Genomic DNA, 14639 nt, shown 5'->3' on the forward strand with positions numbered 1-14639 from the left:
CATGAACATCACCTTCCTGGGCGCTGCTGGCACCGTGACTGGCTCCAAGCATCTTGTAACCAGTGGCAATCGTCGTATTTTAATTGATTGCGGCCTGTTCCAAGGCTTGAAGGTATTACGCCTGAAAAACTGGGAAAGACTGCCTGTCGATCCAGCCTCGATTGATGCTGTTGTATTAACGCATGCTCACATCGACCACACCGGCTATCTGCCATTGCTGGTGAAGCAGGGTTTTCGTGGCAAGGTGTATTGCAGCGAAGTGACTTTGGCGCTGTGCCAGCTTTTGCTGCGAGACTCTGCGCATTTGCAGGAAGAGGAGGCACGCTATGCCAACAAGCGTGGTTTTTCCAAACACAAGCCCGCGTTGCCGCTTTATACCAAGGAAGATGCCGAGGCTGCACTGGAGCACCTGGTAGCGGTGCCATTGGGGCAAGAAACCAAAATTCTGGACGGCATTCATATCAAGCTCCAACTTGCTGGTCATATTCTTGGCGCATGTACAGTGCTGTTGAGGGATGAGCAAACATCTATCCTGTTCTCGGGTGATCTTGGGCGGATGGAAGATCCTTTGCTCTACGCGCCTACAGCGCCAGAGGCTGCTGACTATTTAGTGGTTGAGTCCACTTATGGTAATCGCCTGCATGAGAAAGCGGCGCCAGAAACACAACTAGCCACCGTTATTAATCGTACAGCCAAGCGCGGCGGCATTGTATTGGTGCCTGTATTTGCCGTTGGCCGGGCACAAGAGGTGTTGTATTACATCCATAAACTCAAGCAGGAAGGCTTGATCCCAGACTTGCCGGTTTACCTGAATAGTCCGATGGCGGTTGATGCCACATTGATTTTCCTTACCCATCATGCCGAGCATAAACTCAATGCAACGCAATGCCGGGAGTTGGCCAAGGTAGCGAAGGTGGTGAGCACGATTGAGGAGTCAATGTCCTTGAACGAATTGCGCGAGCCTGCCATTATCCTGGCGGCCAGCGGTATGGCCTCTGGTGGACGAGTGGTACATCATCTCAAGGCACTAGGCCCTGACTCACGCAACACGGTATTGTTTGCCGGGTTCCAAGCTGCGGGTACTCGTGGAGCAGCGCTGCTGGACGGGGCTGAAAGCGTGAAGATTCATGGTGAATATGTCCCTATGCGTGCAGAGATTGCTTCCATTGATAATTTGTCTGCGCATGCGGACTATCAGGAAATCATGCATTGGCTAGAGCAATGCCCCCAAGCACCTAAGCAGACATTTATCGTGCATGGTGAACCTGTAGCAGCGGATGCACTCAGACACAGGATAGAAGAAGAAAAGAAATGGAAGGTAACAGTTCCCGAGTATCTACAAACGGTGGAACTGCGCGGCCATTCCTAGCCAGCCAACCCATGCTGGCATAAAAGGTGCGTATCAAAAGTACGTGAATGCGGTAATCAAGGAACGATGCAATGAGTAAATATGCGCTGTACATCAAATTGGAAGCCAGGCCTGAAAAGCGCCAGGAGCTTGAAATTTTTCTGAAACAAACCCTGCCGACAGTGAAAGAGGAAGACGAGACCAAGACGTGGTACGCCTTCAAGGCAGCAGAAAATATCTATGTCATTTTCGATACATTTGGCAGCAAACTTGGTCGTGATGCTCACTTGCAGGGCAAGGCTGTCGAGGCATTGCACCAAGTAGCGGATGACTTGCTGGTACGTCCACCCGAGTTTGTGCCTGTAGATCTGCTGGCACAAAAAGTGGGGCTGGAGAGTGAAGTGCTTTCCGATGTTGATGTGAAGAAATACGACCTGCGCTTCATCGACGGACTGTAGGCCGACGCTAGATTCGCCTAGATGGCATGCTGAAGGTAGAATAGGCGGCTTGATCGTCAGTGACCCTGCCTCCCCAGTATGCCATCCATCAAGTTATTACCAGACCAACTCATCAGCCAGATTGCCGCGGGCGAGGTAGTCGAGCGACCTGCATCTGCACTGAAAGAAATCCTGGAAAACAGCCTTGATGCAGGGAGCACCGACATTGCCGTGGCCTTGCAATCTGGCGGTATCAAGCAAATCAAGGTGAGTGATAACGGCAATGGCATTGCGCGCGATGAGCTCAATCTTGCATTGACGCGCCACGCCACCAGCAAGATCGCCAGCCTGGAAGATCTGGAATGTGTCGCTAGTCTTGGCTTTCGTGGTGAGGCCCTGGCGAGTATCGCGGCTATCTCTCGCACGCAGATCACTAGCTATCATGCCGATGAAAAGCATGCTTGGCGTGTCGCCTCCGAAGGCTCCTTTCTAACCGACATTGAGCCTGCTGCGCTGGATGTCGGCACTATCGTTGATATTCAGGATCTCTATTTCAATACGCCTGCGCGGCGTAAATTCCTCAAGACCGAAAATACCGAATTTGGTCATTGCGAAGAAGCTTTTCGCCGGGTAGCACTATCCCGCCCGGATGTGAGCCTGCTATTGCAGCACAATGGCCGGGCGATCATGCGTCTTGCTACAGGCAGTGCAGAAAAGCGTTTTGAGGATATTCTCGGCAAGGATTTTGCCGCTGAGGCATTTTACCTGGATGAATCCGCTGCCGGCCTCAGGTTGTGGGGTATGGCGGCAAAACCCACATTTTCGCGCCATGCGCGTGATACGCAATATGTATACGTCAACGGGCGCTTTGTACGTGATAAATTGATCAGTCACGCCATCCGCCAGGCATATCAGGATGTCTTGCATCATGATCGCCACCCGGCATTTGTATTGTTCCTGGAGCTTGATCCGGCCCTGGTTGATGTCAATGTGCATCCGAGCAAGACCGAGGTGAGATTCCGCGATGGGCAGGCTGTACATCGCTTTATCTTCCATGCACTTCATAAATCATTGGCAGCGCCTGTTGGCTTGCCAAGCTCACTCACGCCAGATGTTGCGGCGACGCTGCAGCAGGCAGCGCCAGTGCCTGAAATCAATTATCCGCGCTTCCAGAATAATATTGACCTGCGTGCCAATGAGGCCTCAAGCCAGTTCTATCAAACCCTATTTGGTAATTTGCAATCTCAAAGTGCCAATCATGGCGAGCCAGCAAGCCAGAATACTGGAACACCAGATAATACTGCTCAAGTCCTGCAGCCAGCACAGGGCGTAGCCCAAGGAGAGGATTTTCCTTTGGGCTTTGCCGTGGCACAGATTCATGGCGTTTATATCCTGTCACAAAACAAGCTTGGGCTGATTGTCGTTGATATGCATGCCGCTCATGAGCGCATCATGTATGAAAAACTTAAAAATGCACTGGATGCCAGCAGGGTGGCGATGCAGCCATTATTGCTGCCAGTGAGCTTCCATGCCGACCGACTGGAAGTAGCGACCGTGCAGGAGCAGCAAGCCCTGCCAGATAATGGCCTGACCCAGCTTGGTTTTGATATTGCCGTGCTATCGCCAACCACGCTGGCGGTACGCTCCATTCCCGTGATGCTCAAGGATGCCGATGCTGTCGCGCTGGCGAGGGACGTATTAGCAGACTTGCGCCAATATGGCGCAAGTAGGGCTTTTACCGAACGCCGCAATGAGCTGCTGGGTACTATGGCTTGCCATGCTGCTGTACGGGCCAACCGTATTCTCACCATTCCTGAGATGAATGCCTTGCTCCGCGACATGGAAGCAACCGAGCGTTCGGGGCAGTGCAATCATGGCCGCCCAACCTGGTTCCAAATGACCATGGGTGAACTGGATAAAATGTTCATGCGCGGCAAATAAGGGAGTTGCTTGACTGATGCCTGTTGTACATCCTCCCGCTATTTTTTTGATGGGGCCAACCGCTAGCGGAAAAACCGGGCTGGCCGTTGAGTTGGTGCAAGCCTTGCCATTGGAAATCATCAGTGTAGATTCGGCGCTGGTCTACCAGGACATGGACATTGGCACAGCCAAACCAGAGGCCGACATCTTGCAGCAAGCGCCTCATCACCTGATTAATGTGATCGACCCAACCCAAGTCTACTCTGCCGCCCAGTTCCGGTCTGATGCCTTGCGCTTGATGGCGGAGATTACTGCGCGTGGTAACGTGCCATTACTAGTTGGTGGCACCATGTTGTACTTTCGTGCGTTGGAACAAGGCTTAAGCGGTTTGCCGGAGGCGGACGCTAGCGTACGTGCCGCACTGGACCTGGAGGCAGCCGAGATAGGCTGGCCCGGTATGCATGCAAAGCTTGCCACCATAGACCCGGACACGGCTGCACGCTTGCAGCCGACTGATTCGCAACGCATCCAGCGTGCGCTTGAAGTGTATCAACTGACAGGGCAAACCATGACGGCGCTGCACCAGCAGCAGGCCGCTGAAACCCTGCCTTATCGCTTACTTAAAATCGCGTTGCAGCCATCTGACCGTGCCGTGCTGCATGCACGTATCGCAGAGCGCTTTAGCATCATGATGCAGGGAGGTTTGCTAGCGGAGGTACAGGCATTACTAAAGAAATATCCCGGCCTGCATCCTGACATGACCTCCATGCGCTGCGTCGGGTATAGGCAAACACTGGCATACATCGCGGGAGATATTGATGAGGCCGAGTGGCAAGCGCAAGGCATTGTAGCGACGCGCCAGCTCGCCAAGCGCCAGCTCACGTGGCTGCGGGGAATGGATGATACCTTGGCGCTGGACTGCCTGGGCGACAACCTCTATGCCCAGGCGTATCAAGCAATCAAAGGTTTTCTGGATACTTCTAACTAGCCTTGGCTTTTGGCTAATTGACGGATGCGCTCGGCAGCTTCCACGCATTCTGCCAGCGATGCCACTAATGCAATGCGTATAAAACCTTGCCCTGGGTTAATACCGTGTGCCTCGCGCGCCAGGAAGCTACCCGGCAACACAGTAACGTTGTAGTCGCGATATAGGCTCAAGGCAAACTTAGTATCAGATTGCCCGGTGTATGCCCAGAGATAAAACGCCGCATCTGGCAATTCGACTTCCAATACGTCTTGCAGCATAGGCGTAACTGCTGCAAATTTTTCTGCGTAAAGGCGACGATTTTCCACCACATGTACTTCGTCTTGCCAGGCGGCAGCGCTGGCGGCCTGCACTGCAGGGTTCATCGCACAACCATGGTAAGTGCGGTAAAGCAGAAATTTCTCGAGTATCTTGGCGTCACCAGCAACAAAGCCTGAACGCATGCCAGGCACATTGGAGCGCTTGGAAAGCGAGCTGAAGACAACCAGGCGGCTGTAATCTCGACCAAGCTGATGTGCGGCCTGCAAGGCGCCCAGTGGGGGATTGGCCTCGTCAAAATAAATTTCCGAATAGCACTCATCTGCAGCGATCACGAAGCCATAACGATCAGACAGCGTGAAAATCTCTTTCCACTGCTCCATGCTTAATACCTTGCCGGATGGGTTGCCTGGGGAGCAGACATACACCAACTGGGTGCGTTGCAACACACTCTCGGGCACAGACTCAAACGCCATGCCGAAATCATTGCTGGGCAGGGTGTTAAGGAAATACGGTTCAGCACCTGCCAGCAGGGCAGCCCCTTCATATATTTGGTAGAAAGGATTAGGGCTGATCACCACCGGTTGCGGCAGGCTGCTATCAATCACGGTTTGTGCAAACGCAAATAGGGCTTCACGGCTGCCATTGACAGGAATGATCTCAGTTTCCGCATTCAGTGCCGGGATCTGGTAGCGCTTGGCAATCCATGTAGCGATGGTTTCGCGCAGCTTGGCAACGCCAAGTGTAGTTGGGTAAGTCGCCAATCCAGCCAGGTTATCTGCAAGTGCTGATGAAATCAGTGTTGGGGTAGCATGTTTGGGCTCCCCAATCGACAGGTTGATTGGGGAATAATCCGGATTAGGGGTAGTGCCGGCAAATAAATCGCGCAAGCGCTGGAAAGGGTAGGGCTGGAGTTTGTAGAGGTCTGGATTCATGATGCACATTATAAACGCTGTCGCTACGTGACAGTAATAAGCAGAGGGCTATTAAGCGCTAAACCCCCCGGTGGCGCCTTGATGACCAAAGCGGATTTTCAATGACAAATCGTTGCGGGAATCAGCGCTTGCCAAGGCATTGTCCTCAGTGATATCGCCTTGGCTGAATAGCTCAAACAGCGATTGGTCAAAGGTTTGCATGCCGATATCCTGATTGTTGGCCATTACCTCCTTGATTTCTTCGAGCTTGGATTTGAGGATAAGCTCGGAAATGTAGGGCGTATTAATCAGGACTTCAGTCGCGACAACGCGCTTGGTCTTGATGCCGGGCACCAGACGCTGCGAGATGATGGCCGCCAAGTTGAGCGAGAGGCTAAGCTGGATACTTTGCTTACCATCTGGAGGGAAGAAGGACAGAATACGCTCAAGTGCTTGGTTGGCATTATTGGCATGCAATGTCGCCAGGCATAGGTGCCCTGTTTCGGAATAGGCAATCGCGTGCTTCATGGTCTCCATGTCGCGGATTTCGCCAATGAGGATGACATCAGGTGCTTGGCGCATGGCGTTCTTGAGGCCATTCTCGAAGCTCAAGGTATCAATGCCGATTTCACGCTGGTCGACGACAGATTTCTTGTGGTCATGAATAAACTCAATCGGGTCTTCCAGGGTCAGGATATGCCCATCGCGGGTGGTGTTACGGTGGTCTATCATGGAGGCAAGGGTGGTAGATTTCCCCGAGCCTGTCGCCCCCACGACTAGCACCAATCCGCGCTGGCGCATGATGAGCTCGTTCAGCACAGAGGGTAAGCCCAGGCTTTGCAGGCTGGGGATGATGTGCTTGATATAGCGCACAACCATGGCAACTTCACCACGTTGGCGGAAGACATTGATGCGAAAACGCCCAATACCATGCAGGCTAAGGGCGAAGTTCATTTCCAATGTCTGTTCAAATTCTTGTTGCTGGGCTGGCGACATCAGGGCATAGGCAATCTCGCGCACCATGCCTGAGGACATCACCTGGGCGTTAATGGGGACAGTTTGACCTTCGATATCGATATGAATGGCAGTGCCGGTACTGAAGAACAGGTCGGAACCATTTTTCTCGACCATGAATTTGAGTATGGGGGTGATATCGATAGCCGCCATTGTTGCTTTCCTGATTTTTATTGAAGGCTACTTTATCACAAGGTGCCAGCGCCATGCTGGTGCACGCATCGCACTCAATATCAACGTGCGCACCAAAGCAAGGCACAACTTTCTTAGAGGCTTGACCAAGTGTTGTTGCATTTAGGTTGAGGTGCTAGGGTTAGGGATATTTTCCCTTCAATAACAGAGCAGAAACTCAAAAAGGGGGCTGTAAGTTCAATATCGGTATTTGGCTGGCATAAGGATTGCATTGTCTTGCTCAAGATTTCCCATTTTTCGTATGAACAGGCCCATGCAGCTCTATATCAAACTCCTGAGTCACCCATTGCAATCTGCTCCACAAATGCTGGCCACTCAAGGGGCGGCGCAGTCTTATGTCATGGTCTTTACCTGCCAGGATGATCAGGAGTTGCTGCAAATCCTCGACAAACTATCTGTGGAGCATTCGGAGCAGGTGCTGGACGAGGCGTATGTCTGGTATGGCGAAGATGGCAAGCTAGGTATCGAGGAAGTGATGGCCGCTATCATGCCATTCAATACCTTTTATGCTCGCATGCGCCACCCATGGCTGCTGGAAGACTTGAGCCGACATGTAGAAATGCATTTTCAGCCGATTGTCGATTTCACTCAGAACGGCAAGATTTTTGGTTACGAAGCCTTGTGTCGCTTACGTGACCCTGATGGCAATATGCTGAATGGTGAAGATGCATTTCGTCTTGCCAGGCAGGTGAACCGCGCCGTTGAGCTTGATATTGCCTGCCAGAACCTGGCTTTGGCAGGCAAGGCCAAGGCAATTCCTCATGGTACTCCCTTGTTTATCAATGTGTTGCCGCAAACCATCATGCGTGGCGATTGGCTGTCGGTGATGCTGGATGCACTTGATCGCCATGGCATGGAGCATCGCGATGTGGTGATTGAGATTGTAGAGAGCGAAGAAGTCTCGCCGGATGTACTCGCCAAACATTGCGACATGATACGCACCCAAGGCTTACGCATTGCGCTGGATGACATGGGGTCCGGGTTCAATGGCCTGAGTACGCTCGCTGTCGTCAAGGCCGATTTCATCAAGATAGACAGGACGATCGTGCATGAGGCGCAAGGTAGCCGTGTGCGCACTGTGCTGCTCGAAGCCATTATCTCCATGGCCCAGCGCCTGGGCTGCACCATCGTGGCAGAGGGGCTGGAACGGGTAGAGGATATTACCTATTGCCAGGATTTAGGGCTGGTCTATGCGCAAGGCTATTATTTCGCCAAACCCGAGGCGGTGCCAGTGCAAAACGTGACAGCACTGCCAGCCCGGGATGAATCGCATCGTTCCCCCATCCCTGATGAATTTCGCATTAATGAATTCGTCAGCCGTGGCTTGACTATCGAGGTAAATACACCTATCGATCATGCGAGGAAAACCTTTATCGAGAATCCCGATATTGCTTGTGCAGTGGTGCTGGACAGCTTGCGCCCCATCGGCTTATTGAAGCGAGGCAAGGTATTTACCCATCGCAATGATGCACTGGGCAATTACTGTGACCCATTGCCACGCATGATCACTTCTCGCATGCCTTCTTCGACCTTGGCAAGAGGGCTTTACCTGGAACGAGGGGAGATTGAGCCATGGATCATGGTTAGCGACGATGGCGTGTATATCGGCATTGTCCACCCACTGGAGATCATGTCGCAAATCATCAGTCGCAAAACCAGCTCTGGCAACCTGCACCCCTTGAGCCACCTGACTACAGGGCCGACATTACGCCAGTCACTTGATGTGAGTTTGCGTAACAATCCCACCACGCAACTGGTGTATATCGACCTTGATCACTTCAAGGCTTATAACGATCGCTATGGCTTTATCCGTGGCGATGCCATGATTCGCCTGCTTTCAGAAATTGTGAGGCAGGAATTCAACAATCGCACCGGAGTATTGGTTGGCCATATTGGCGGTGATGATTTTGTCTTGATTCTTGATCATGAGGATCCAGGCTTGGTCAACTTGCTGTTGAAGGTTGTCAGCCACTTCCAGGCATTGGCCGTGCATCTTTATGATAGTAGCGATCTGGAGCGTGGCTTTTTTACCACGGAAGATGGCAAGGATCACCCGGTCGCCAGCGTATCCATTGCCGTCGTCAATGGCAGCCAGGGACGCATTTCCAACAGTGTGGCCGCTGCGGAAAGAGCCGCTACGCTCAAGAAAATTGGCAAATCCAATATTGGCAGCATCATCGTGGTTGAGTCTACTCCACCACGGCTGATCATTCCGCGTACTGATGAATATAGTAACTGGCAAGCCAGGGCGCTGAATGCACTCAAGACATTACAAACCTTACCGCGCAATGCTGATGCACACTGCCTGGATAGCTGTTTCTCGGATTACCCATTCTTTGAAGTCGTATTTGAGCTCAACCCCGATGGCACCCAGCGTTTTGCCAACTGGATCAACCCCAACATGTACGGCAAGATCAAGGCCGGCGGGGCAGGGGCTGACCGCAGCCTGCAAACTTATTACAGCGCCGTACGCGACTCAAAGAACCCCTACATTTCGAGCATTTACCTTTCCACGGCAACCGAGGATTTTTGCCTGACAGTGTCATTGCCATTGCTCGATGCCAACGGTGTCTTGAGCAGCATTTTGGTGGCTGACATCAACATTGCCGCTATGGCCATGTTGAGCAACCTGCCTAGCGATGAGCCAGAGCCTACCTTGGCGTTGACTGCGACAGCCTGAGATACAAAGCCTCTAGGTCGCGGGTAAAGCGCGTGGTATCGAACAATGTGCTCGTTTCGCGTTGGCTGAGCAGGTACTCGCGATACGCTTGTAATTGCTGGGGATGATGGGCCAGTTTCACAGCCAGGGCCTCATAGGCAGCAAGATCTGTTGTAACGAGCTCAGGCAGCCCAGCCGCTTGTAGCAAGCTGGCTGCCACTCGGCTAGCAAAGGTATTACCACGGTATGTGATCAATGGCAGCCCCATCCACAGCGCATCACTAGCAGTGGTGTGCGCATTGTAAGGGCTGGTATCCACAAACAAGTCAGCGTGGGCATGCCGTGCGAGGTGCTGTTCCATGGGCACACGGGGCGCAAAGATGAGGCGCGTAGCATCTATGCCAACGTGTTGTGCAGCGAGTCGCAAGTGTTGACTAGCACTGGCGTGGCTTTCCAGCAGCCAGAGCACACTGTCAGGTGTAGCTTGCAGTAGTCTCATCCAGCATGCGAATACCTCAGGCGTAATCTTGAAGCTCTGGTTAAAACAGCAGTAGACAAACGCTCCCTCTGGCAAGCCGCAAGATGCCCGGCTAGGAATATCAGCCACCGCGCGCTTGCGATCATTAGGCTGATAGGCATGTGGCAACAATGCCAATTGTTCCGAATAAAACGCTTGATCAGACTCCGGTGAGATAACGGCGTCACTGATCAGGTAATCCACAAAGGGCGCGCCCATGCTGCTAGGAAAGCCCAGCCAGGAAGCTTGTATCGGCGCTGGGCGGAATGCCAGGATGCCGCTACGGCTGGCCTGGGTATAGCCGGTGAGATCAACCAGAATATCTACCTGATCAGCCTGGATTTTTTCTGCTGCGGCTTGTAATGACAGTGGGCGGATATCCACGAAATGATCCACGGCTTCTTGTAAACGCATACGAGCAGGCGTTTTGTCGTCTATGCCATAAGAGTAGGCGCTGATGTTGAATTGATCACGATCATGCAGTTCCAGCATTTCGCTGACTAACGAAGCCAATGGGTGCAAGCGGAAGTCGCAGGATAAGTAGCCAATATGCAGCTTGCCTTGGCGATCTAATGTTTTCTTGCCCAATGGCTGCGTGGATAACAGCTTGCCGTGGCGGCTATTGGTCCAGTTTTGTGCGCATTGAAGTTGCTCCGCAGGCGTGGTGCCTGGCATTGCCAGGAAGGCAAACGGGGAAACCTGTGCTTCAGGAACCTCTTTCACCCAGCGACGTATCTCGGCGATCTCCACATCAAGGCCTTGCCAATCGCAAAGATGCTGGCGCTGATGCACAAGGTGAACCCTGGCGTGATATAGCTTGGGGTTGATTGTCAGGGCTTTTTCATAGCAAGCAATGGCTTCGGGTAATTGCTGTAATTCACGGAGCACATTGCCGAGGTTGTTATGTGTATCAGCGTCATGCGGGGTGATCGCCAGGGCGCGACGATAGCTTTCTGCAGCTTGCGCAGCCTGACCTTGTTCGCGCAGCGCGTTGCCCAGGTTGTAATGCCAGGCAGCATTGCCGGGCTGTAATGCCACAAGATCACGAAAATGATGCTCAGCCTCGGTAAAATTCCCAAGCTGGTGTGCTTGGTTACCCAAGCCTTGCAATACATTGCATAAGCCAGCATGGATGTCGCTATCTCGTGGCGAAAGCTTCCTGGCTTCAAGATAGCTGATTTTAGCTGCGTTAAGCTGACCTAAGGCGAACTGTGCGCCAGCAAGATTTTGCCATAAATCTGCATCATCGCTTGCCAGTGCCAGTCCTAGTCTAAACTGCTCAATCGCGGCATCCAGCTGACCGTTAGCACGCAAAGCCAGGCCTAAGTTGTTATGCTGGTCGGCGTCGCCGGGATTAGCACTAATCGCCTGGTTTATGAGCTGAATAGCCTCCTGCGACCGGCCTGATTGGTAGCAGAGTACGCCGTAATAATGCAAGCCATAGGCATGTTGCGGAGCCACGGCCATTAACTGCCGATAAAGATGTTCTGCCTGCTTGAGCTGCCCCTGACGGTGTGCATCAAGTGCGGAATGGAATAGCTGGTCTGGATTCATGCTCTGCATTAAACCATATTCGCAATCATCACCGTAGGGGATAGCAGGCCAGCCCACGCACCATGCGCTTCAAGCCTAGCTTGCGTAGCAAAAAGCGGTTGGGGTCCAGGGCTGCAAGCAGCTCACTATCAACAGGCGCAGGCTCCTGATGAATGGCGCAAGCCAGCATTTCCGCAGCAATAGGCGCGGTAGTCAGTCCCTTGGAACCATGGCCGGTATTGATATAAAGACCTGGCAGCCATGGCAGGCTGGAAGCAGGATCGGCGGTATAGCGCGGCGGCTTAGCCTCCAAGATTTCGGCATCCAGCACTGGGCCAACCAGTGGAAGATAATCTGGACTGGTGCAACGGATGGCAGCACGCCCTGTAGGCACTTGCGGCATCAGGGTGGTATGCAACGCAGGGGCCATGCGGTGCAGCATCTCCAGGTTTTGCTGGTGCTCTTCGGTGCGCACTGTGGTGGTGGTATCTCCTGGGACAAAAGTCGCCCCCAGGCAGTAACTTCCTTCAACGGGAGGGCTGATGTAGCCATCGGTGCATAACAGCGTGCGCAGGGCGGGCATATCCGCCATTTGCTTGAGCTGGCTAATTTGACCACGCACTTGCTCCAGAAGTAAGTGACGCGTCTGCGAGAAATTAGCGGCTTGTGCTGCATTGGCAATGACGACGATATCTGCTTCATCGAGTAGCTGCCCACCTGCCCATACTTGCCAGGCATCGCCACATTGCCTGAGCTCGGTAGCGTGGGTGGAGAGTGTCTGAGTGATATTGGCATGCTGGGCCAGGGCAGCACAATAGGCTTGCGGCTTAACCCAGCCAGCCTCAGGGAAATATAGCGCTCCGTGCGATAGGGGAACGCCTGCCATTTCGCTTGCTTCCTCCTTTTCCACCCAATATAACAACTCAGTGGAAAATCCTTGCGCAACAAGCCGCTGGCAACGCTCCAACTCTTGTTCATCAAACGCAAGCTGCAACATACCGCATCGCATATGCGATGCCTGATCAAGTGAAAGCCGCTGCAATAGCCGCAAGCTATGCAAATAGCCTGCCAGGGATAAACGGCTCAATGGCACATCATTGCGTGCCAGCTTGGGGTAGAGCACGCCGACTGGATTGCCTGAGGCATGTTGGGCCAGGGCTGACTCTTGTTCGATCAGCTTGACCTGCCAGCCTCGCTCCGCGAGGGCATGGCTAGTGGCAGTACCTGCAATGCCGCCGCCTATTACAATTGCACACCCAGCCTGGATGGCAGGGCGCTCATGGCGGGTGAAAGTGCCGCACAGCATTTCACGCTTGCGGCCATGTCCAGCAACCTTATTGACCTCAAAGCCCGCAGATTGCAAGCCTCGCTTGACGATGCCTGCACTGGTGAAAGTGGCAAATGTGGTGTGCTGGTGTGAGAACTCGGCCATCTGGGTAAATAGCGCATCCTGCCACATCTCGGGGTTACGTGAAGGCGCAAACCCATCAAGAAACCAGGCATCAGCTCGACTACTCAAGTGTGGCAGCAGCTCCAATACATCACCAACCAGCAGCGTCAGTTGAACGCGACCCTGGCAAAATACCAATCGTTGCCAACCGGGCACGATTTGATGATATTGCGCCAGCAGAGCCTGACTGTACTGCCTAAGCTCAGGCCATAAATCCAACGCGCGAGTGAGGTCAGCATGCTTGAGCGGAAATTTCTCGATACTGACGAAATGCAAGCTCGCATCTGCTGGCGCTATTTGCTCCCACAACTGCCAGGCACAAAGAAAGTTGAGACCAGTGCCAAAGCCTGTTTCCACAATGGTGAATGTCTTGTGTGGCAAATTCTGCCAACGCTCTGCTAGCTGATTATGCTGAAGGAATACGTGACGTGTTTCCTCCAGCCCGCTTTCGCGCGAGAAATATACATCCCCGAAATGTGCAGAATAAGGTTGGCCTTCATGCCACTCCAGCAAGGCCTGGGAATGCGGTTGTGTAGACATGTTCTTTTTTGATTGGGTTGATTATAATGTTTCGTTATATTTCGAAAGAAATAATGAAGTGTTTTTCTAATCACCATCATTCCCGCAGAAAGCTGACTCCATGCATCATATTGCCTTACGCCTAGCGTTATCTTTGAGTTTAATATTCAGTATGTTGGCACATGCAGAGCCAGCGCGTGTTGCTGCCGCAGCTGACCTCAAGTTTGTCCTCGAAGAACTCACCCAGGCTTTCGAGAAGCAGGGTGGAGAAAAACCTTCCGTCACCTATGGATCATCTGGTGCTATCACAACTCAAATAAGCAATGGCGCGCCTTTTGAATTGTTTGTCTCTGCGGATGAGGATTACGTCACCAAACTCAACGCTGGCGGTTTTACCAAGGATGAGGGCGTATTGTACGCTACTGGCCATCTGGTGATCGTGGTACCCAAGCAAGCTGCATTGGAAGTTGACTCGGAACTGAAAGGTTTGCAGGCAGCATTGAAGGCTGGCAAACTGCAACGCTTTGCTATCGCCAACCCAGAGCATGCGCCCTATGGGCGTCGTGCCGTTGAGGTGCTCAAGCATGCAGGCATCTGGGAGCAAATCCAGCCCAAGTTGGTATTGGGTGAAAATGTCGCCCAGGCCGCCCAGTTTGCGACCAGTGGCTCCACCGATGGTGGCATCGTGGCACTATCCTTGGTTAAATCGCCGCAATTGATGAATAGCGTGAAATATGCAGAAATCCCCGAAAGCTGGCACAGCCCGCAGCGCCAACGTATGGTATTGCTCAAGCACTCAGGTAGCAATGCGAAGGCATTCTATGATTTCCTCCAGCAACCAGCAGCTAGGCAAGTGTTCAGCCGCTATGGTTTTGTCCTGCCAGGAGAGTAGT

Annotated in this window: 10 protein-coding genes; 6 read left to right on the forward strand and 4 right to left on the reverse strand. The window is 52.8% G+C overall.

Features of this window, described 5'->3' with window-relative positions; genetic code table 11:
- Position 1: 1 nt before the first annotated feature.
- The 4 genes from ACIKP9_RS03010 (at position 2) to miaA (ending at position 4693) form a co-directional block, all read left to right on the forward strand.
- Complete coding sequence (locus ACIKP9_RS03010; protein WP_400879122.1) at positions 2 to 1369, forward strand: MBL fold metallo-hydrolase RNA specificity domain-containing protein; 1368 nt, start codon at positions 2 to 4, stop codon at positions 1367 to 1369.
- Positions 1370 to 1440: 71 nt separating this feature from the next.
- Entirely contained in the window at positions 1441 to 1806 is a 366-nt protein-coding gene (locus ACIKP9_RS03015) for a putative quinol monooxygenase (RefSeq protein ID WP_230347181.1), read from the forward strand.
- Between the two features lie 78 nt (positions 1807 to 1884).
- A complete protein-coding gene (gene mutL, locus ACIKP9_RS03020) occupies positions 1885 to 3726 on the forward strand; it encodes a DNA mismatch repair endonuclease MutL (RefSeq protein WP_400879125.1) in 1842 nt (613 codons plus the stop codon).
- Positions 3727 to 3742: 16 nt separating this feature from the next.
- Positions 3743 to 4693: a tRNA (adenosine(37)-N6)-dimethylallyltransferase MiaA gene (gene miaA / locus ACIKP9_RS03025; protein WP_400879128.1), complete on the forward strand. Its 951-nt coding sequence runs from the start codon at positions 3743 to 3745 to the stop codon at positions 4691 to 4693.
- On the opposite strand, the gene dapC is transcribed toward miaA, so the two are convergent.
- Together dapC and ACIKP9_RS03035 are read right to left on the reverse strand one after the other, a co-directional pair.
- Positions 4690 to 5883 (reverse strand): succinyldiaminopimelate transaminase, encoded by a 1194-nt coding sequence (gene dapC / locus ACIKP9_RS03030; RefSeq protein WP_400879131.1) that lies wholly within the window; start codon positions 5881 to 5883, stop codon positions 4690 to 4692. The genes miaA and dapC overlap by 4 nt on opposite strands.
- Positions 5884 to 5934: 51 nt before the next feature.
- On the reverse strand, positions 5935 to 7029 hold the full coding sequence (locus tag ACIKP9_RS03035) for a PilT/PilU family type 4a pilus ATPase (protein WP_400879134.1): 1095 nt from the start codon (positions 7027 to 7029) through the stop codon (positions 5935 to 5937).
- Positions 7030 to 7321: 292 nt separating this feature from the next.
- Between ACIKP9_RS03035 and ACIKP9_RS03040 the strand changes: the two genes are divergently transcribed.
- Positions 7322 to 9748, forward strand: a complete 2427-nt coding sequence (locus tag ACIKP9_RS03040) for an EAL domain-containing protein (RefSeq protein ID WP_400879137.1) — start codon at positions 7322 to 7324, stop codon at positions 9746 to 9748.
- Here ACIKP9_RS03040 and ACIKP9_RS03045 read toward each other — a convergent pair.
- Positions 9720 to 11798, reverse strand: coding sequence for an O-linked N-acetylglucosamine transferase, SPINDLY family protein (locus ACIKP9_RS03045; protein ID WP_400879140.1), 2079 nt, complete (start codon positions 11796 to 11798; stop codon positions 9720 to 9722). The two genes, ACIKP9_RS03040 and ACIKP9_RS03045, sit on opposite strands and share 29 nt — an antisense overlap.
- A gap of 28 nt (positions 11799 to 11826) precedes the next feature.
- Complete coding sequence (gene mnmC / locus ACIKP9_RS03050) at positions 11827 to 13767, reverse strand: bifunctional tRNA (5-methylaminomethyl-2-thiouridine)(34)-methyltransferase MnmD/FAD-dependent 5-carboxymethylaminomethyl-2-thiouridine(34) oxidoreductase MnmC (protein WP_400879143.1); 1941 nt, start codon at positions 13765 to 13767, stop codon at positions 11827 to 11829.
- A 100-nt stretch (positions 13768 to 13867) separates the two neighbouring features.
- Here mnmC and modA point away from each other — a divergent pair, with 100 nt between their 5' ends.
- Entirely contained in the window at positions 13868 to 14638 is a 771-nt protein-coding gene (gene modA / locus ACIKP9_RS03055; RefSeq protein ID WP_400879146.1) for a molybdate ABC transporter substrate-binding protein, read from the forward strand.
- Position 14639: the final 1 nt, after the last annotated feature.

Source organism: Methylobacillus methanolivorans, assembly GCF_044751345.1.
GTDB lineage: Bacteria > Pseudomonadota > Gammaproteobacteria > Burkholderiales > Methylophilaceae > Methylobacillus > Methylobacillus methanolivorans.

Excerpts from the sequence above, each read along its gene's own strand:
- ACIKP9_RS03040 (WP_400879137.1), top strand. The coding sequence starts at position 7,322 with ATGCAGCTCTATATCAAACTCCTGAGTCACCCATTGCAATCTGCTCCA.
- ACIKP9_RS03035 (WP_400879134.1), bottom strand. The coding sequence starts at position 7,029 with ATGGCGGCTATCGATATCACCCCCATACTCAAATTCATGGTCGAGAAA.
- mutL (WP_400879125.1), top strand. The coding sequence starts at position 1,885 with ATGCCATCCATCAAGTTATTACCAGACCAACTCATCAGCCAGATTGCC.
- miaA (WP_400879128.1), top strand. The coding sequence starts at position 3,743 with ATGCCTGTTGTACATCCTCCCGCTATTTTTTTGATGGGGCCAACCGCT.
- ACIKP9_RS03045 (WP_400879140.1), bottom strand. The coding sequence starts at position 11,798 with ATGAATCCAGACCAGCTATTCCATTCCGCACTTGATGCACACCGTCAG.
- ACIKP9_RS03010 (WP_400879122.1), top strand. The coding sequence starts at position 2 with ATGAACATCACCTTCCTGGGCGCTGCTGGCACCGTGACTGGCTCCAAG.
- mnmC (WP_400879143.1), bottom strand. The coding sequence starts at position 13,767 with ATGTCTACACAACCGCATTCCCAGGCCTTGCTGGAGTGGCATGAAGGC.
- ACIKP9_RS03015 (WP_230347181.1), top strand. The coding sequence starts at position 1,441 with ATGAGTAAATATGCGCTGTACATCAAATTGGAAGCCAGGCCTGAAAAG.
- modA (WP_400879146.1), top strand. The coding sequence starts at position 13,868 with ATGCATCATATTGCCTTACGCCTAGCGTTATCTTTGAGTTTAATATTC.
- dapC (WP_400879131.1), bottom strand. The coding sequence starts at position 5,883 with ATGAATCCAGACCTCTACAAACTCCAGCCCTACCCTTTCCAGCGCTTG.